Source organism: Bradyrhizobium iriomotense (assembly GCF_030160715.1).
Classification (GTDB): domain Bacteria; phylum Pseudomonadota; class Alphaproteobacteria; order Rhizobiales; family Xanthobacteraceae; genus Bradyrhizobium; species Bradyrhizobium iriomotense.
On sequence record NZ_BSOW01000010.1, the window covers coordinates 64,561 to 83,040 of the forward strand.

Annotated in this window: 17 protein-coding genes and 1 pseudogene; 14 read left to right on the forward strand and 4 right to left on the reverse strand. The window is 64.1% G+C overall.

Translation table 11 applies throughout. The annotated features are described in order from the left end of the window. Window positions 1–43 precede the first annotated feature (43 nt). The 8 genes and pseudogenes from QQL28_RS15850 (at window position 44) to QQL28_RS15885 (ending at window position 8,575) form a co-directional block, all read left to right on the forward strand. Window positions 44–1,046: pseudogene (locus tag QQL28_RS15850) on the forward strand (NAD(P)H-dependent flavin oxidoreductase). Window positions 1,047–1,194: 148 nt separating this feature from the next. Next, the gene (locus tag QQL28_RS15855; protein ID WP_284266865.1) at window positions 1,195–2,790 is read left to right on the forward strand and encodes an NAD(P)/FAD-dependent oxidoreductase; all 1,596 of its coding nucleotides are present in this window, start codon (window positions 1,195–1,197) and stop codon (window positions 2,788–2,790) included. Continuing rightward, a complete protein-coding gene (locus QQL28_RS15860; protein ID WP_284266867.1) occupies window positions 2,790–3,212 on the forward strand; it encodes a c-type cytochrome in 423 nt (140 codons plus the stop codon). The genes QQL28_RS15855 and QQL28_RS15860 overlap by 1 nt, the downstream gene beginning before the upstream one ends. Before the next feature lie 23 nt (window positions 3,213–3,235). Further along, complete coding sequence (locus QQL28_RS15865; RefSeq protein ID WP_284266869.1) at window positions 3,236–3,730, forward strand: RidA family protein; 495 nt, start codon at window positions 3,236–3,238, stop codon at window positions 3,728–3,730. Window positions 3,731–3,826: 96 nt separating this feature from the next. Further along, window positions 3,827–5,266, forward strand: coding sequence for a M20/M25/M40 family metallo-hydrolase (locus QQL28_RS15870; RefSeq protein ID WP_284266871.1), 1,440 nt, complete (start codon window positions 3,827–3,829; stop codon window positions 5,264–5,266). 135 nt (window positions 5,267–5,401) lie between these two features. Beyond that, window positions 5,402–5,812, forward strand: a complete 411-nt coding sequence (locus QQL28_RS15875) for a hypothetical protein (protein WP_284266873.1) — start codon at window positions 5,402–5,404, stop codon at window positions 5,810–5,812. A 198-nt stretch (window positions 5,813–6,010) separates the two neighbouring features. Beyond that, entirely contained in the window at window positions 6,011–7,585 is a 1,575-nt protein-coding gene (locus QQL28_RS15880) for an alkaline phosphatase D family protein (protein WP_284266875.1), read from the forward strand. Between the two features lie 156 nt (window positions 7,586–7,741). Beyond that, on the forward strand, window positions 7,742–8,575 hold the full coding sequence (locus QQL28_RS15885; RefSeq protein WP_284266877.1) for an aldo/keto reductase: 834 nt from the start codon (window positions 7,742–7,744) through the stop codon (window positions 8,573–8,575). Between the two features lie 58 nt (window positions 8,576–8,633). Here the strand turns inward: QQL28_RS15885 and QQL28_RS15890 are convergent, their stop codons facing one another. Continuing rightward, entirely contained in the window at window positions 8,634–8,858 is a 225-nt protein-coding gene (locus tag QQL28_RS15890) for a hypothetical protein (protein ID WP_284266879.1), read from the reverse strand. Window positions 8,859–8,966: 108 nt separating this feature from the next. Further along, window positions 8,967–9,431 carry a hypothetical protein gene (locus tag QQL28_RS15895; protein WP_284266881.1) on the reverse strand — a complete coding sequence of 155 codons (465 nt, stop codon included), beginning with the start codon at window positions 9,429–9,431 and terminating at the stop codon, window positions 8,967–8,969. A gap of 153 nt (window positions 9,432–9,584) precedes the next feature. On the opposite strand from QQL28_RS15895, the gene QQL28_RS15900 reads away from it, so the two are divergent. Beyond that, entirely contained in the window at window positions 9,585–10,865 is a 1,281-nt protein-coding gene (locus QQL28_RS15900; protein WP_284266882.1) for an amidohydrolase/deacetylase family metallohydrolase, read from the forward strand. 90 nt (window positions 10,866–10,955) lie between these two features. Continuing rightward, window positions 10,956–11,228, forward strand: coding sequence for a helix-turn-helix domain-containing protein (locus tag QQL28_RS15905; RefSeq protein WP_284266883.1), 273 nt, complete (start codon window positions 10,956–10,958; stop codon window positions 11,226–11,228). 8 nt (window positions 11,229–11,236) lie between these two features. Here QQL28_RS15905 and QQL28_RS15910 read toward each other — a convergent pair whose 3' ends face one another. Continuing rightward, window positions 11,237–12,472 (reverse strand): aminotransferase-like domain-containing protein, encoded by a 1,236-nt coding sequence (locus QQL28_RS15910; RefSeq protein WP_284266884.1) that lies wholly within the window; start codon window positions 12,470–12,472, stop codon window positions 11,237–11,239. Between the two features lie 53 nt (window positions 12,473–12,525). Continuing rightward, on the reverse strand, window positions 12,526–13,059 hold the full coding sequence (locus tag QQL28_RS15915) for a DUF3124 domain-containing protein (RefSeq protein WP_284266885.1): 534 nt from the start codon (window positions 13,057–13,059) through the stop codon (window positions 12,526–12,528). A gap of 67 nt (window positions 13,060–13,126) precedes the next feature. Between QQL28_RS15915 and QQL28_RS15920 the strand changes: the two genes are divergently transcribed. The 4 genes from QQL28_RS15920 to QQL28_RS15935 all read left to right on the forward strand — a co-directional run bounded on the left by QQL28_RS15920 (window position 13,127) and on the right by QQL28_RS15935 (window position 18,466). Continuing rightward, window positions 13,127–14,851: a cation:proton antiporter gene (locus tag QQL28_RS15920; protein ID WP_284266887.1), complete on the forward strand. Its 1,725-nt coding sequence runs from the start codon at window positions 13,127–13,129 to the stop codon at window positions 14,849–14,851. 168 nt (window positions 14,852–15,019) lie between these two features. Beyond that, the gene (gene ribB / locus QQL28_RS15925) at window positions 15,020–16,096 is read left to right on the forward strand and encodes a 3,4-dihydroxy-2-butanone-4-phosphate synthase (protein ID WP_284266889.1); all 1,077 of its coding nucleotides are present in this window, start codon (window positions 15,020–15,022) and stop codon (window positions 16,094–16,096) included. 97 nt (window positions 16,097–16,193) lie between these two features. Beyond that, on the forward strand, window positions 16,194–17,408 hold the full coding sequence (locus QQL28_RS15930) for an acyl-CoA dehydrogenase (RefSeq protein ID WP_284266892.1): 1,215 nt from the start codon (window positions 16,194–16,196) through the stop codon (window positions 17,406–17,408). 134 nt (window positions 17,409–17,542) lie between these two features. Next, the gene (locus QQL28_RS15935) at window positions 17,543–18,466 is read left to right on the forward strand and encodes an MBL fold metallo-hydrolase (RefSeq protein ID WP_284266894.1); all 924 of its coding nucleotides are present in this window, start codon (window positions 17,543–17,545) and stop codon (window positions 18,464–18,466) included. Window positions 18,467–18,480 lie beyond the last annotated feature (14 nt).

Genomic DNA, 18,480 nt, shown 5'->3' on the forward strand with positions numbered 1-18,480 from the left:
ACGACTAAACTCACGCTAGACAAACATCCGGGAGGACGCCTACGTGAAGACTGCGATCACCGAACTGTTCGGCATCGAGCACCCGATCATCCAGGGCGGCATGCATTTTGTCGGCTTTGCCGAACTCGCTGCCGCCGTCTCCAACGCCGGCGGACTCGGCATCATCACGGGGCTTACCCAGAGGACGCCGGAACTGCTCGCGAAGGAAATCGCGCGCTGCCGCGAGATGACCGACAAGCCGTTCGGCGTGAACCTCACTTTTCTTCCGGCCTTCTCGGCGCCGCCCTATCCGGAATACATCGCCGCGATCGTCGAGGGTGGCGTCAGAATCGTGGAGACCGCAGGCCGCAGCCCGGAACAATACATGCCGGCGTTGAAGGCTCACGGCATCAAGGTGATCCACAAATGCACCTCGGTGCGCCACTCGCTGAAAGCCGAGCGGATCGGCTGCGATGCGGTTAGCGTCGACGGCTTTGAATGCGGCGGCCATCCCGGCGAAGACGACATCCCCAACATGATCCTGCTGCCGCGCGCGGCGGAGGAGTTGAAGATTCCCTTCGTTGCCTCCGGCGGCATGGCCGACGGCCGCAGTCTCGTCGCAGCATTGTCGCTCGGCGCCAGCGGCATGAACATGGGCACGCGCTTCATCGCCACCAAGGAAGCCCCGGTGCACCAGAACGTGAAGAACGCGCTGGTCGCGGCGACCGAGCTCGACACCCCGCCTGATCATGCGTGCGCTGCGCAACACCGAGCGCGTGCTGAAGAACGCCAATGTCGATCGCCTGCTCGAGATCGAGCGCGAGAAGGGCGACAAATTGAAGATCGACGACATCCACGATCAGGTCGCGGGCGTCTATCCCCGAATCATGATCGAGGGCCACATGGATGCCGGCGCCTGGAGCTGCGGCATGGTCGCAGGACTCATCCACGACATCCCCTCGTGCAAGGAACTCGTCGACCGCATCATGAGCGAGGCGGACGAGATCATCCGCGGCCGGCTCATGGGCTTCCTCGACGGCAAGGCGGAGGCGCGCAAGGTCGCGTGACGTCGTGCTTGCGCTAAAGTGACGAGGATCGCGATCAGCATCCTCGTCACGCCGTGCGATGGAACGCCGATCAACAACGCGTGTGTTGCCTCGCTTCGCGGTGTGCTGTTTGCTGACGGCTCAGGACTGGGCCCTCTCCCGAAACGCCATGCAAAGCGAACCCGTGACCGTCAGGCGACGTGATCTTCTTGCGTTGATCGGCACGGTCGCCGGCAGCGCGGCCATGTATCATGCGATGACGAGCCTCGGGCTCGCATCAGAGTCGCGTTACAAGGGGCCGATCCGGCTCGAAGGCGATCCCAAGGGCGCGTCCGTGCTCGTGCTCGGTGCGGGCCTTGCCGGCATGACCTCGGCGCTGGAGCTGCGCAAGGCCGGCTACACGGTCCAAATCCTCGAATTCAACGGCCGCCCCGGCGGCCGCAACTGGACTCTGCGGGGCGGTGACACCTTCACCGAGCTTGGCGGCCACAAGCAGTTGTGCGAGTTCGAGGATGGTCTCTATCTCAATCCGGGGCCGTGGCGTATTCCCTATCATCATCGCGCGCTGCTCGATTATTGCCGGCGCTTGGGCGTCGCGCTCGAGCCGTTCAATCAGCTCAATCACAATGCTCTCTTGCATTCGGTGCGCGCCTTTGACGGTAAGCCGCAGCGCCTGCGCGCCGTGAAGGCGGATTTCCAGGGCCAGATCGCAGAGCTGCTCGCCAAGGTGACGCAGCAGGGCAAGCTGGACGAGACCGTGTCGAAGGAGGATCAGGAGATCCTGCTCCAGGCGCTGAGATCGTGGGGCGCGCTCGACAATGGTTATGGTTACAAGGCCAATCTGATCTCGGCGGAGTTCCGCGGCTACACCAGGGATCCCGGCGGCGGATTGACGGCGATGCCGGAGCCGAGCGAGCCGGTGGGTCTGTCGGAAGTGCTGAAGTCGCGACTCTGGCGCTATTTGCGCGGCTTTGCGCACTACAATTTCCAGACCACGATGTTCCAGCCGGTCGGCGGCATGGACATGATCGGCAAGGCCTTTGCGAAGGAGGTCGGCGATCTCATCCGCTACAATGCCAAGGTCACGCAGATCCAGCAGGATGCGCGCGGCGTCACCGTCAGCTATGTCGATGCCAAGCATCCGGGCGCGGTGCAGCAGGTGCACGCCGACTGGTGCGTCTGCACCATCCCGCTGACGATCTTGAGCCAGTTGCCGCTGGACGTCAGCGCCGCCATGAAGTCCGCGATCGATGCTGTTCCTTATGCCGCGTCCGTCAAGATCGGCCTGCAATTCAAGCGCCGGTTCTGGGAGGAGGACGAGGCGATCTATGGCGGCATCAGCTACACCGATCTGCCGATCCGCCAGATCGCCTATCCGAACTACCACTACAACCGCGCCGGGCGCGGTGTGCTGTTAGGGGCCTATCTGTTCGATGGTCCGAACTCCTACGAATTCACCGCAATGTCGCCGGCCGAGCGGGTCGCGCGCGCCGTCGAGTTCGGCGCCGTCATTCACCCGCAATACAAGAGCGAATTCGAGAACGGCATCGCCGTCGCCTGGCACCGGGTGCCCTTCGTGCTCGGTTGCAGCGGCGACTGGAGCGACGAGACGCGCGCAGCGCATTACAACAACCTCTGCCAGATCGACGGCCGCATCGTGCTCGCGGGCGAGCACGCCTCCGCGCTGCCAGCCTGGCAGGAGGGCGCGATCCTCTCCGCGCTCGACGCGATTGGCCGGCTGCACGACCGCGTGGTGAGGACGTGATGAGACAGGGCTTTCGACGGGAGCGATGGCCGGCGCGGCTTGCCTTGTCGGCACTCATGATGCTGTCGGCAACTGCGCGGGCGCATGACGGCCCCGAAAACCGCATCTTCAGCTCGGGTTTCAATTTCGCGGAGACCACGGGCGAGGAGTTGTTCGCCAATGTCTGCCAGGGCTGCCACATGCCGGATGCCGGCGGGGCCACTGGCGCCGGCGTCTATCCGTCGCTCGTCGCCAACAAAAATCTGGAAGCGCGCGGCTATCCCGTCTATCTCGTGCTCAACGGCCGGCGCGCCATGCCGCCGTTCGGCGAGATGATGACGGACGCGCAGATCGCCGCCGTCGTAAATTATCTGCGTACGCATTTCGGCAATGCTTACGATGATGCAGTGACGGCCAACGAGGTGAGGGACGCGCGTCGCTGACGTCCCGGCAAGAGGAGAAACCAATGAATTTCAGAACCGCCGCCGTCATTGGCGCATTGCTCGCGATTGCCCATGCGGGCACGACTTACGCCGAGGTCATCCGGCATCCAATTCCGAACTCGACCTTTCCGATTGCGCAGGCCGTGCAGGTCACCGGCAATGCCACGACCTATTATGTCAGCGGCCAGGTGCCACCCGTCGCCAACAAGGATGCCGATCCCCAGAGCCGGGAGGCCTATGGCGACACCAAGACACAGACAGTCGGCGTGCTCAACCGCATCAAAGGCATTTTGGACGGGCTCGGCCTCACCATGGGCGACGTCGTGAAGATGCAGGTCTTCCTGGTGCACAATGCGTCGGCACCGATGGACTTCAAGGCCTTCATGGAGGGCTACACCCAGTTCTTCGGCGGCAGCCAGCCCAACCTGCCGGCCCGGTCGGTGGTCGGCGTCGCCTCGCTTGCCAATCCCGGTTTCCTGGTCGAGATCGAGGTGATCGCGGTGAAGGACGCGAAATAGGCCGGGGGCGGTTGCAAAAACGGTAGAACGATCGCGCTTGCCAAAGCGCGCCTGCGCTGTCTGAATTCAGCAAGGCCGCATTTGCAGGAGCGCAAGATGAAGAAGACCATCACCACCAACAATATCTCGTGCCGGAACGCACTCCTGTCAGTGGCCTGCGCGGCCCTGCTGCTCTCCGGTGGTGTGGCGGCTGCCGAAGGCCTGAGCCAGCAGCAGCAGCTCTCCCACGACGTCTACAAGGAGCTCGTCGAGATCGACACCACCACCGCGACCGGCGACACCGCGCGCGCGGCCGAAGCGATGGCGGCGCGGCTGAAGGCGGCGGGCTTCCCCGACTCCGACGTCCAGGTCTTCTCGCCTGCGGCGCGCAAGGGCAATCTCGTCGCCCGCCTGCATGGCAGCGGCGCGCGCAAGCCAATCCTTTTGGTAGCGCATCTCGACGTCGTTCCGGCGCTGCGCGAGGACTGGTCGGTCGATCCGTTCAAGCTCGTCGAGAAGGATGGCTACTACTACGGTCGCGGCACCGCCGACGACAAGCACATGGCGTCGGCCTTCGTCACCAGCATGATCCGCTTCAAGCAGGAGGGCTACAAGCCCGACCGCGACATTATCGTCGCGCTGGAGACCGACGAGGAGATTTTTGACCGCGACGGTCTCGGCATCAACTGGCTGATCAAGAACAAGCGCGACCTCATCGATGCCGAATTCGCCCTCAACGAGGGCGGCGGCGTCGGGCTGAAGGACGGCAAGCCGATCCGTGTCGGCGTCCAGACCAGCGAAAAGATCCCGGTCAGCTTCCAGCTCGACGTCACCGACCCCGGTGGTCACAGCTCGGTACCGCGGAAGAGCAACGCGATCTACAAGCTCGCCGAAGGTCTCGTGCGCCTGTCCAAGTTCAACTTTCCGCTCAAGCTGAACGCGACAACGCGCGGCTGGTTCGAGAAGAGCGCGCAGTTCGAGAACGAGCAGACGGCGGCCGACATGCGCGCCGTGATGTCCGACAAGCCGGATCCGGCGGCGCTATCCTTTGTCCGGCTCGCTGCGAACCCCGTCTACAACGCCCAGCTCCGCACCACCTGTGTTGCGACGATGCTCCAGGGCGGGCACGCCGTTAACGCGCTGCCGCAGTCGGCGAGCGCCAAGGTCAATTGCCGCATCATGCCGGGCGAGCCGGTGGAGGAGGTCAAGGCGACGCTGGAGCAGGTGCTGGCGGACCCCGATATCAAGCTGACGCAGCTCGATACGGCGGTGGTCTCTGCGCCAAGCGAGCTGCACGAGGAGATCATGGGCGCGATCGAAAAGCTCTCGGGCGAGTTCTTTCCCGGCGCCATCGTGCTCCCGGTCATGAGTTCCGGTGCCACCGACGGCAGCTACCTGCGCAATGCGGGCATCCCGACCTACGGCCATTCCGGCATGGCGATCGACATTGGGGAAAACCGCATCCACGGCAAGGACGAGCGTGTTCCCGTGGCCTCGTTCTACAACGGGCAGGAGTACCTTTACCGGCTGGTCAAAACGTTGGCCGGCGGTTCCTGAGCCTGCGAAAGGACCGTGAATCGGGGATTGGTTTCGGCGGCCGGTAACCCTGATGGCAATCTGCGGCTGGAAATCCGTCTCATGCCTCCTAAATAAGGGTAAAATTGCCCTTAACTGAATTTCAGGAGGCGTCTCGTGGTCCTGAAAAGCGTTTCTTTTGCCTTCGCCACCGCGCTCATGCTCGCATGCAGCAGCGCGGCGATGGCTGACGACTACAAGCCTGACGAATATCTCGGCCTCGATCTCTCCAAAGCGGTACTGTCGCCGAAGCGGCTCGGCCCTGCGACGCAATTCGCGCCAGTCAAGGTGGAAGCAAGAAGTGACGCGGCGCGTGCCGTGCCTGACGTCACGCCGAAGACGGTCGCGACCGTGCGCGTGAAGGCGCCGGAGGCGCGGATTGCTCGCGCCAAGAGCGCTGACACGCGTGGCGCTGCCCGCGCCAAGCTTGCGCATCGGCACACCAGCCCGCTGGACGCGCAGGCGATGGACACGCGCATCCAGGCCTGGCCGTGCAGGTCGGGCGGCATCTGCAACTGGAAACGCTAGAGCTTGATCCGGAAAAGTGTGAAGCGGTTTTCCGAAAAGATCATGCTCAAAAAATAACCTGAAGCGCGATAACATCGCGCTTCAGGCGAGCGGCGTCATCCGCCCGTCGTAAAACGGTAGGCGCGGAGTCAAAAAACCGTCGGCTTGGAGTCAAGGGGCGCAGGCACCTTTCGTCGCGATTCGACGAAGGTTTCCTGAATGGCAACGCTACGCGCCTCGCGCGCATGGACCCGGCGGCAGTTTCTGGTCCGCTCCACATCCTCCCTCGCGCTCGCCGGTCTCGGCCCTCTCGCCAAACCAAGTCTCAGCCGCGCCGCTGACCGCCCGCTGATTGCGGGCGGCATCCAGTCCGGCGACGTCTCCGAAGGCTCGGCCGTCATTTGGGCGCGCGCCGACCGGCCTGCGCGGATGCAGGTCGAATGTGCCACCGCCGAAAGCTTCAAGACGGTCCTGTGCATGGCGTCCGCCGATGCGGTGCCGGCTGCCGACCTCACCTCAAAAGTGCTGCTGCGTGACCTCCCGCCCGGACAGGACATCTTCTACCGCGTGCGCTTCGACGACATCGCGACCGGCGGTGCCGGCGAAACGCGCACCGGACATTTCCGTACCGCGCCGGCCGCTGGCCAGTCGGTCTCGTTCGTGTGGTCCGGCGACACCGCCGGGCAGGGGTGGGGCATCGATACGTCGCGCGGCGGCATGCGCAGCTATCGTACCATGCTCGACAATCGCCCGGATTTCTTCATCCATTCCGGCGACCACATCTATGCCGACTGCACCGTTCCTGCCGAGCTGAAGCTGCCCAACGGCGAGGTCTGGCGCAACCTCGTCACCGAAGAGAAATCGGAAGTCGCGCATACGCTGGCGCAGTTCCGCGGCAACTACCGATACAATCACCTCGACGAGAATTTCCGCGCCTTCCATGCGGAGGTGCCGATGTTCGCGCAATGGGACGACCACGAGGTCACCAACGACTGGTCACCTTATGGCAGTGTCGACGAGACCGGCTTTGACGCGGACGGCGCCTCGCGTCTCGTCGCGCGCGCGAGGCGCGCGTTTTTCGACTTCATGCCGATCCGCGAGATCTCCCAGCAGCAAGGCCGCATCTATCGGAAGATTGGTTACGGACCGCTGCTCGACGTCTTCATGATCGACATGCGCAGCTATCGCGATGGTACCTGGAACAAGGGCGAGGAGCACGACGGCTGGATCTTGGGCCGTGAGCAGCTCGCCTGGCTGAAGCGCGAGCTCGCCGCTTCGCGCGCGACCTGGAAGGTGATTGCGGCCGATCTGCCGATCGGCCTGATCAGCCTCGATGCCGTCGCGCTCGGCGACGGTCCGCCCGACCGGCGCGAGCACGAGATTGCGGACCTGCTCGCCTTCATCAGGCGCGCCGGCGTGCGCAACATCGTCTGGCTCACCGCCGACATGCACTACACGGCGGCGCACTACTACGATCCCAACCGCGCGGTGTTCTCCGATTTCGAGCCGTTCTGGGAATTCGTCTCCGGTCCCCTTCATGCCGGCACATGGGGCCCGGGCGAGCTCGACAACACCTTTGGGCCGGTCGCGATGTACCAGCATGGCTGCAATGCCGAGCAGGGCGAGAATCTCGCACCCTGCTTCGGACTGCAGTTCTTCGGCCGCGTCGACATCGACGGCCGCACGGAGGTCATGACCGTGACCCTGAAGGACGTCGACAACCGCGACCTCTGGTCGGTCGACATCCTCCCGCAGCCGCAAGTGCGGCCCGCTGTGGTGGCACAGCATTCGTAAGGCGGCTGGCGCCAGCTAACCCGATCTTGATTGGCCGCGCCTTAGCCGCCCCGTTATAGTGCTTATCCCGCCATCGCTCTTCCATCACCGAAAATTCTGCTTGCGCGGCGATTGCCGCACGCATCCGGCGGGCTGGAATTCGTCAGGAGTGTTCTTATGGAAAATCTGAAAACCAAAAATCTGACAATCCACGGCATCAGCATGCCCAAGCTCGGCCTCGGCACGTTCCGCATGCAGGGCGATGCCTGCCGCACCGCGGTGGAAAGCGCGCTGTCGCTCGGTTATCGCCACATCGACACTGCCGAGATGTACGCCAATGAGGAGCCGATCGGTGCGGCGATTGCCGGCGCCGGCGTTCCGCGCGGCGAACTGCACGTCACGACGAAGGTCTGGCACGAGAACCTCGCACCGGACGCGATCCGGCGCGCCTTCGACGCCAGCCTGAACAAGCTCCGGCTCGACCACGTCGACCTCTATCTCGTGCACTGGCCGTCGCGCAATGCGAACTGGCCGGGGGTTTTCGAGACGCTGATGAAGCTGAAGGAAGAAGGCCGCACCCGCGCCATTGGCGTTGCCAATTTCAACACCGCGCTGCTCAAGCTCGCGGTCGAGGAGATCAGGGCGCCGATTGCCTGTAACCAGGTCGAATATCACGTGATGCTCGATCAATCGAAGGTCATCGACTATCTCGCCGCCAAATCGATTCCGCTGGTTGCATATTGCCCGCTCGCGCAGGGACGCGTCGCCTCGGACCCGGTGCTCGGCGAGATTGGCCGCAAGCACAACGCGACCGCCGCGCAGGTCGCGCTCAACTGGTTGCTCGGTCAGAAAGGCGTCGCGGCGATTCCGAAGGCATCACGGCGCGAGAGTCAGCAGGCCAATCTCGATGCGTTGAAGATCGCGCTCGACGACGACGACCGCAGAAAGATTGCGACGCTGCGGAAGGACGGGCGTTGCGTCAATCCCGGCTTCGCGCCTGCGTGGGACTGATATTACTCGATACGCACGCAAGGAAATGGCCCCGTCAGGGGCCATTTCTACGTGTGCATCAGTAGTCGTAGTGGCGGTGACCGCGCTTGATCACCACGACCCTGTCGCCGTGATGACGCCAGCCGCGATGCATGCCGAAGTCGCGGTGCTCGCGGAATTCGGCGCGGGCGCCGTAAGGGCCGTGATGATGATTCTTGATCACAACGGTCTCTGCGCTCGCCACCGTCGGCGCCACGATCGCAAGCGCGCCGAGGGCCGCGACGACATAGCCAAGCTTCCTCATGATGTCCTCCTCCAATGAACGCAAATTTAAACCGCGCATGCGCGCGAACGTTCCGGAGGAACACCGGGAGAATTCTGAACAGCTGTTCAGTTTCGAGGCTGCATGCGCTCACGTGCTGTTGCCACAGCGGTGCTGTGCCGGCGTCGGCGCGCCGGTCCTGACGAACTTGCCGTCGCGAATGGTGTAGTCGCCGCGTTCGCCGCGATTGAAGATCGCGCGCAGGCTGCCGTCCGTCTGCAGCGCGAGGCCGAACTCGCGCGTCTGATGCAGCGCTGGAAAGAACACCATGATGTTGAGCAGGCCGTCCGCGTCGGTCGAGGCTGCAACCACCTCGTTCTCGTCCCTGGCATCGCCAAAATTGCGGCGGTACATCACCCGCCCGTCCGGCCTGACCTCGTAGGTGAGCACCGCGCCCTTGTCGCGGTCGGGCAGAAGCGAGCAATCGATCGCCCACGAGCCGAGCAGCCCCCAATTGATGATCGTCGCCGTCAGCGTCTCGGCGCCGGCTGCGGATACGAGCGCGAGCCAGACCAGCGCGGCCGTCGTCCCACGGACCAAAAGCAATCCCGTCACTTCCAAAAATCCCCGCCGCCGCCCGTCGCAATAGCTTGAAGCCTAGCATTGTTATGCCGCACTGCAACTCGCAATGCATGTGCATGGTGCTTGCACCCGCACACCGCGCGGCGCATCATCTCCACAACAAACAGATGAAGGGGGAACGTCGCCATGACCGGGTTGTCGCGTCGTCAGCTTCTCATGTTCGCCGGATCGTCTGCCGCGGCGGCCCTCTCGGGCCCAGCCGGGGCGGCGATGGGGCCGGCTGACAAGTTCGATCTCGTCATCAAGGGCGGTGACGCGATCGATCCCAGCCAATCGTTGCGCGGCAAACGAGATATCGGCATCCGATGGGGCGTGATCGAGGCGGTCGAGCCGGAGATTCCGGCGGAGCGTGCGCTGAAAAGCATCGACGCTTCCGGCAAGCTGGTGACACCCGGACTCGTCGACCTGCACTGCCACGTCTATCCCTATGGCTCGGCTATCGGCATTCCCGCCGACGAGCTGGTGCAGTTTCAGGGCACCACCACCGTGGTCTCCGCCGGCGATGCCGGCGTCAACAATCTCGCGGCGCTGCGCCGCTACATCGTCGCGCAGTCGCGGGCGCGCATCTACGCCTTCGTGCACATCGCCAATAACGGGCTGTCGGCGTTCCCCGTTGCCGAGCTCTACAACATCGACAATGCACAAATGGAAGCCTGCGCGATGGCGCTGGCGGAAAATCCGGACTTTCTCATCGGCGTCAAGGTGCGGATGTCCGAGAACGTCATCTTCAAGCACGGGCTCGAGCCGCTCAAGCGCGGCATCCAGGCCTGCGAGCTCTGCGGCTGGCCGGCCAAGATGATGGTCCATATCGGTGGCGTCGAGACCAAGGAGCTGATGTCCGATATCCTCAACCTGCTGCGTCCTGGCGACGTGCTGACGCATTCCTATTCCGGCGCGCCGAACATGTCGGGCGCTTTCACCAACATCGTGCAGGACGGCCGGCTGTTGCCGGCGGCGCTCGCCGCCAAGCAGCGCGGCGTGATCTTCGACGTCGGCCACGGCGGCGGCAGCTTCGATTTCACGGTCGCCGAGGTCGCGATTCCCGGCGGCTGCACGCCGGATACCATTTCGTCCGACATCCACGTCTTCTCCGGCAACTCGCCGGGGATACCGTTCCTGCCCAACGTCATGAGCAAGTTCATGACTCTCGGCTTCTCGCTCGATCAGGTGGTGTCGATGGCGACCAGCGCGCCGGCCAGGATCATCAACCGGGCGCCCAAGCTTGGCACCCTCCAAATCGGCGCCCCCGGTGACGTCGCGATCATGGAGCTGGTCGAGGGCCCCGTCACCTTCGTCGACACCCGCAACAACAAGCGCGACGGCAAGGCCTATTTGAAGCCGGTCCAGACCGTGATCAACGGCGTGCCGTTCGGCCGGCCCTATCAGGCGCCGTTCGCGGTGCGCTAACCCGATCGTTCCGCTATTTGATCCGCGTCAATGAGGTGGCCCGAAGCTGCGCCATAATGCCGGCTTCGGGAGGCGACCGTGGATAGATCAATGCTGGATGAAGTCACCGATTTCGCGGGCGAAGCGCTGCCGGGCGGCACTGCCGTGCCGCCATATTCCGAGACCGAATTCCTGGTGGAGCTCGGCGAGCGGGTGCGCTCCTCGCGCATGCGCTGCGAGCTGTCGCGGCGGGAGCTCGCGCGCAGATCGGGAATTTCCGAGCGCTACATCGCGCAGATCGAGGCCGGCAAGGGCAACGTCTCGATCGTCCTCTTGTTGCGGCTGGCCTCTGCGATCCATGGCAGCCAGGCGCAGGCGGCCTGAAGGTCGCCTTAACCTCGCGCCTTTTCGACATTCGCGATCCGTGCCGGCACACCGAACTCCCTGCGGCAGACCTCGGCGAGCACGGCGACACCTTCGCGGATTTGCTGGTGCGTGGGGCTGGCAAAGCAGAGCCGCAGCCGCGAGCCCGAATGGCCCTTGCTGGTCGACCATTCCGGACCCGGATTGATCGAGACGCCGGCCGCGAGCGCGGCCTGGTAAAGCTTAAGCGTATCGACATGATCGGGCAACTTCACCCAGAGGAAGATGCCGCCTTTGGGCTCCTCGAACTCGGCAGCCGTTCCGAACTGTTCGTTCAGTGCCTCCATCAGCGTGTCGAGCTTGGTGCGCAGCGTGCGCGTCAGTGCAGGCACGTGGGTCGCGAAATGCGGCCGGCAATATTCGGCGAGCACCATCTGTTCGAGCGCGCCGGAGCCGGCGTCCGTCTTCAGCGCGAGCATCCGGGACATCACCTCCCAGGGCGCGACCATGAAGCCGACCCGAAGCGCCGGCGCGATCGATTTGGAGAACGAGCCGATATGGATGACGCCGCCCTTGTCGCTCATCGCATGGATGGCCCGCGGGCGCTGGCCTGACCAGACGAGGTCGGCATAGCAATCGTCCTCGAAGATAGGCACGCTATAGTCGGCCGCAAGCCGCAACAGCTCGGCGCGGCGGCTTTCAGGCATGATGCTGCCGGTCGGATTCTGCACGGTCGGGATGGTGTAGACGTATTTCGGCCGGACGCCTCGGCTCTTCAGATCCGCGAGCGCGGACGCCAGCGCGTCGATGCGCATGCCTTCGCCGTCGAGGGGAATGCCGATCGTATTCACGCCGAGCCGCGTCAGACGGTTGAGCGCGCCCTGGTAGGTTTCCTGCTCGACGATCACGGTATCGCCGCGCGCGAGCAGCGTGTGGTTGACGAGGTCCAGCGCCTGCAAGGAGCCCGAGACGATCAGGAGATCGTCAACCGTGCTGATGATGCCGGCGTCGCGCTTCAGCTTCGCGCTCAGGAATTCGCGCAGGGGCAGGTAGCCTTGCGGACCGTGTGCCAGTCCGTAAGTAGCGAGGTTGCGGCCCTCGCGCCGCAGCACCGCATCGACCGCCGCGATCAGATCATCGACCGGCACCTGCTCGGAATCATTGTTGCCGCCGACGAAGCTGTATTTGGCAAGCCCGGTCCAGCGCGCAGAAGGAGCCGGCAGCCCCGGCGGGAACAGGGGCGCAAAGTCGAAGTGGGCAGTCATGGGCAGTTTCCTCTGTTCTTGTTGAGCCAGCCGGCATTGCGCCGGCCGGCCTGTTACTTCTTGCCGATCGTCCGGGTCGGGCGGCCCTGGCTGATGAAAGCGTAATGCGCATTGGCGACGCCGCCAACCATCAAGGCCTCGACCACGGGTTCGGCGATCTCGCTCGCTGCCGCCCAGTCGACGATGAAGTTGGCCCCGGTCCCGCCGCGCACGTCCTCGGTCGGGATAACAATGGAGACCGTCGCGAGCGGCTTCAGCGCGACCGGAGATTTCAGGTAGCTCTCGATCATCTTGCCGGTGGTGCCGAAATAGGCGATCCGCTTCAGCACCAGGGGGAGGGTTTCCGACGCATTGTGGACGCTCAGCGTCACTGAGAAGTCGACGCGCAGCTTGCCCTGGCTCATCGCGACGCTGGAATAGGCCGGCACGTAGAAGCCGCCGGAGACGGCGAGTTCCTCCTTCGGCATCGCCGTCAGCGAATCGGCAAAACTCTGTTCAATATTGACCTTCGGCTGTGCCGCGGCAGGCAGCGTCACGCCGAACAGGCCACCTATCAATGCGAGCACGATCGGCAGGACAATTGGCATGTGACGAATTGCTCGTTTGCCGCGCTGCACCCCGCCTCTAGGGTGCGGCAAAAAGGACTGCTTTGAGATGCACGAACTCATTCGCGATATCACTCTTTGTATCTTGTTTGCCTGGATGCTGGGGCTTTTGGCCCATTTCTCCCGCCAGCCGCTGATCCTTGCCTACCTTATCGCCGGCTTCTGCATAGGTCCATTTGGCGCCGGCTGGGTCAAGTCGCAGGAATCGATCAGCGTCATTTCCGAGCTCGGCCTGATCTTCATGCTATTCATGATCGGGCTCGAGATCGATTTGAAGAAGATCGTGCGGGCGGGACGGGTGATCCTGTTCGCGGCCGGTGGCCAGCTCCTCGGCGGCTGCCTGCTCGGCATCCTGTTCTTCGCCGCCATCGGCCTGACGCTCGGCGGCGGTCATTTCGATGCGCTCTATCTTTGCGTGGCCTGCGCGCTCTCCAGCACGGTGATCATCGTCAAGGTGCTCTATGAGAAGCGCGAGCTGGACACGCTGCCCGGCCGCATCACCCTTGGTGTGCTGGTGCTTCAGGACATCTTCGCCATCCTGTTCCTCGCCGTGCAGCCGAGCCTTGCCGATCTGCAAGCGAGCGTCATCCTGCTCTCGATCGTGCGCGTCGCAGTGCTGGTCGCGGCCGCGCTCCTCGTCAGCCGTTTCGTGCTGCCGCGCCTGTTCCACCAGATCGCGCGCCGCCCCGAGCTGATCCTTCTGGGCGCGCTCGCCTGGTGCTTCCTGGTCGCCGAGACCGCCGAGCGGCTGTCGCTGTCGCGCGAAATGGGGGCGCTGATCGCCGGCGTGTCGCTCTCGACCTTTCCTTACGCGCTCGACGTCACCGCCAAGGTCACGACCTTGCGCGATTTCTTCATCACGCTGTTCTTCGTCGCGCTCGGCATGACGATTCCGGTGCCGAGCATGTCGGTGATCGGGCTTGCCCTGATGATCGCGGCCTTCACGGTCGTGAGCAGGCTGGTGACCACCTTCGTGCCGCTCTATCTGATGCAGCAGGGCCTGCGCGCGAGCTTGCTGCCGGCGATCAACCTGGCGCAGATCAGCGAGTTCTCGCTGGTCGTGATCCAGACCGGCGTCGCCGACAACCATATCGCCCAGGAGACCGCCAATGCCGCCTCCTTCGCCTTCGTGGTGCTCGCGGTGCTCTCGACCTTCGTGATGGTGAGGAGCGACGAGATCGCGCGCCGGGCGATCGGCCCCCTGAAGCGATTCGGCCTTCGTGACCTCGATCACGGCCACGCCGAGGAGGGGCACGAGGGCGGCCATGGCGAGGCGCGGCGCATCGTCATCCTCGGCTTTTTCCGCGCGGCGAGCGCGCTGCTCGCGGAGATCGAGCGGCAGGCGCCGGTGCTGCTCGAGCAGATCACGGTCGTCGATTTCAACCCCAATGTGTACCAGACGCTGCTTTCACGCGGCCTGCACGTCATCTACGGCGACATCAGCAATGTCGACACGCTCGTCCATGCCGGCGTCGGCAAATCCGAGATGATCATTCTCAGCGTGCCCGATGCGCTGTTGAAGGGGGCTACCAACGAGAAGCTGGTCCGCCACGTCCGTGCGCTCAACCCCAATGCCCTGATCGTGGCCACCGCCGATCTGTTGTCCGACGTCGGCGAGCTCTACGCGGCGGGCGCCAACTACGTCACCGTCACCCGGCTTAGCGATGCGCACGAGCTGTTCACGGTCATCGAGGCAGCTCAAGCCGGCCTTCTGGAGGACAAGCGGATCGAGCTTGACCTGCGATTGAGCGAGCGGCGCGAAGTGCTGCCATAGGCTCGGTAGCCTTCCACGCAGCCCGGGAGGTGCCTATATCTCTGGTATTTCCGGTGCAAGGCGGGCCTCGCGGGACCTGCTGACGGCATAAGCGGTTGCGTCCGGGACACTAGCGCTGGCGTCGGAGTCCGGCTAAGCCTCCGGCCAACAATAGCCAGAGATTGGGAAATGCCCGATACCATACAGGAAGTTCTACAGGCCTTTGCCAAAGGTGAGCTCGTCGTCGTCACCGATGACGAGGACCGGGAAGGCGAGGGCGATCTGATCGTCGCCGCCTCGCTCTGCACCGCCGAGAAGATGGCGTTCATCATCCGCCATACCTCCGGCATCGTCTGCGCGCCGATCACCACGGAGGACGCGCGGCGCCTGCGGCTCGATCCGATGGTCGCCCACAACGACTCCGCCCACACGACGGCCTTCACTGTCTCGATCGACTACAAGCCCGACGGTGGCACCGGCATCTCGGCCGAGGAGCGCGCATCCTGCTGCCGCGCGCTCGCCAATCCCAATGTCGGTGCCGGCGATTTCGCCCGTCCCGGGCACATCTTTCCGCTGATCGCCAAGGACGGCGGCGTGCTGCTGCGCTCCGGCCATACCGAGGCCGCCGTCGACCTCTGCAAGCTCTCCGGCTTGCCGCCGGTCGGTGTCATCAGCGAGCTGATGAACGACGACGGCAGCGTGATGAAGGGCGAGCAGGTCGCGCGCTTCGCGGCCCAGCACAAGCTCAAGCACGTCACGATTGCCGACATGATCGCCTATCGCCAGGCGCGCGAGAAGCTGATCGAGCGGGTGTCGACCTTCGTCACCGAAAGCCCGATCGGGCCGCTCCAAGGCTATGCCTATCGCTCGCCCTTCGACTCCATTGCCCATGTCGCCTTCGTCTATAACGGCGTCGGTGACGGCAAGAACGTGCTGACGCGCTTTCACAAGCCGAACATCGTCAAGGAGATCTTCACCGGCCACAAGCGCATTCAGGCCGTGCTCGAGCAATTCAAGAAGGAGGGGCGCGGCGTCCTGATCTACTTGCGCGACGGCGCCGCCGGTGTTCCCGTTGAACCCTTGCCGAACGAGACCTCGGCGGAGGCGGACCGCAACCGGCAGTGGCGCGAAGTCGGCGTCGGCGCGCAGATCCTGCGCGATCTCGGCGTCACTTCGATCCGCCACCTGACCTCCTCGGTGCACGACTACAAGGGCCTATCCGGCTTCGGCATCGAGATCGTCTCGAACGAGCAGCTTGAGAACTGACCGCCGCCGAGCAGGTGCAACGCAATTGCACTTGGCGCCGTGGCGTTTTAATTTATCGGTCAATTTTTTGACGGAACCAGACGCGAAAGGACGTTTCATGAGTGTGCGCCCTCAGGCCAAGGACAAGCCGGCTGCGGCTTCTTTCCAGTGGGACGATCCGTTCCTGCTCGACGAGCAGCTCACCGAAGACGAACGCATGGTGCGCGACACGGCGCGGGCCTACGCCCAGGACAAGCTGCTGCCGCGCGTCACCAAGGCTTATCTCGAGGAGAAGACCGATCGCGAGATCTTCAACGAGATGGGCGAGCTCGGCCTGATCGGCATCACGCTGCCCGAGGAATATGGCTGTGCCAATGCGGGCTACGTCGCTTACGGCCTTGTCGCCCGCGAGATCGAGCGGGTCGATTCCGGCTACCGTTCGATGAACTCGGTGCAATCCTCGTTGGTGATGTATCCGATCTACGCTTATGGCGACGAGAACCAGCGCAAGAAGTACCTGCCGAAGCTCGCCAGCGGCGAATGGGTCGGCTGCTTCGGCCTCACCGAGCCCGACGCCGGTTCCGATCCCTCCGGCATGAAGACCCGCGCCGAGAAAGTCTCGGACGGCTATAGGCTGACTGGCAGCAAGATGTGGATCTCGAATGCGCCGATCGCTGACGTGTTCGTGGTCTGGGCGAAGTCGGCCGAGCACGATAACCAGATCCGTGGCTTCGTGCTGGAGAAGGGCATGAAGGGCCTCTCCGCGCCGAAGATCGGCGGCAAGCTGTCATTGCGCGCCTCCATCACCGGCGAGGTCGTGATGGACGGCGTCGTGGTGCCCGAGAGCGCGCTGCTGCCCAACGTGTCCGGCCTGAAGGGTCCGTTCGGCTGCCTCAACCGCGCCCGCTACGGCATCTCCTGGGGCGCGCTCGGCGCGGCCGAGGACTGCATGCACCGCGCCCGGCAGTACACGCTCGACCGCAAGCAGTTCGGCAGGCCGCTCGCCGCGACCCAGCTCGTGCAGAAGAAGCTCGCGGACATGGAGACCGAGATCGCGCTGGGCCTCCAGGCCTCATTGCGCGTCGGCCGGCTGATGGACGAAGGCAAGTTCGCGCCCGAGATGATCTCGATCGTCAAGCGCAACAATTGTGGCAAGGCGCTCGACATCGCCCGCGTCGCGCGCGACATGCATGGCGGCAACGGCATCCAGATCGAGTATCACGTGATGCGCCACGTCCATAACCTCGAGACGGTCAACACCTACGAGGGCACGCACGACGTCCACGCCCTGATCCTGGGACGTGCGATTACGGGCATTCAGGCGTTCTTCTGAATACGTCTTCCGTCATTCCGGGGCGCGCGAAGCGCGAACCCGGAATCTCGGGCCGCATCATCCTGTTCAATCGAGATTCCGGGTCTGGCCCTGTCGGCCATCCCGGAATGACGTCAAAGAACAAAGAAGAAGCCATGTCCGATAACGACGACGTCCCGTTCAACCGCAATTTTCCGCTTGTGCCCGGTGTCGCCGAGGAAGTTCGTCCCGGCGTGCGTCGCGTGCTCTGCAACAATCCGAGCCCGTTCACTTTTACCGGCACGGTCAGCTACATCGTGGGCCGGGGCAAGGTCGCGATCATCGATCCGGGGCCGGACAACGAGGCCCATGCGGCGGCGCTGCTCGATGCTGTCAGTGGCGAGACCGTGACGCACATCCTGGTCACCCACACCCATCGCGACCATTCGCCCAACACCGGCCGGATCAAAGAGGCGACCGGCGCGACCGTCTATGCCGAAGGCCCGCATCGCGCCTCCCGTCCGCGCTTCGAGAGCGAGAAGCACAACCCGGAATCGGGTGCCGACCGCGATTTCGCGCCCGACGTGACGGTTGCCCATGGCGACATCATCGAAGGCTCCGGCTGGCGGCTCGAAACCGTCGCAACGCCTGGCCACACCGCCAACCATCTCGCCTTCGCGTGGCCCGAGCGGAAATTCAGCTTTGTCGGCGATCACGTCATGGGCTGGTCGACCTCGATCGTGGCTCCGCCCGACGGCTCGATGATCGACTACATGGACTCGCTCGACCGGCTCGCTGCGCGCGAGGAGGACCTCTATTTCTCCGGCCACGGTGCCGAGATCCCCGAAGGGCCGCGCTATGTGCGCTTCCTGATCCGCCATCGCAAGGCGCGCGAAGCCTCGATCCTGCATCGCCTCGCCAAGGGTGAGGCCGACATCCCGACCATGGTGCGCGCGATCTATATCGGCATCGATCCGAGGCTCACGACAGCGGCCGGGTATTCCGTGCTGGCGCATCTTGAGGACCTCGTCGCCCGCGGCGTGGTGGCGACCGACGGCGATCCCGTGATTTCGGGGACGTACAGGATGGCGAACGCCTAGCTTCACCGTCATTC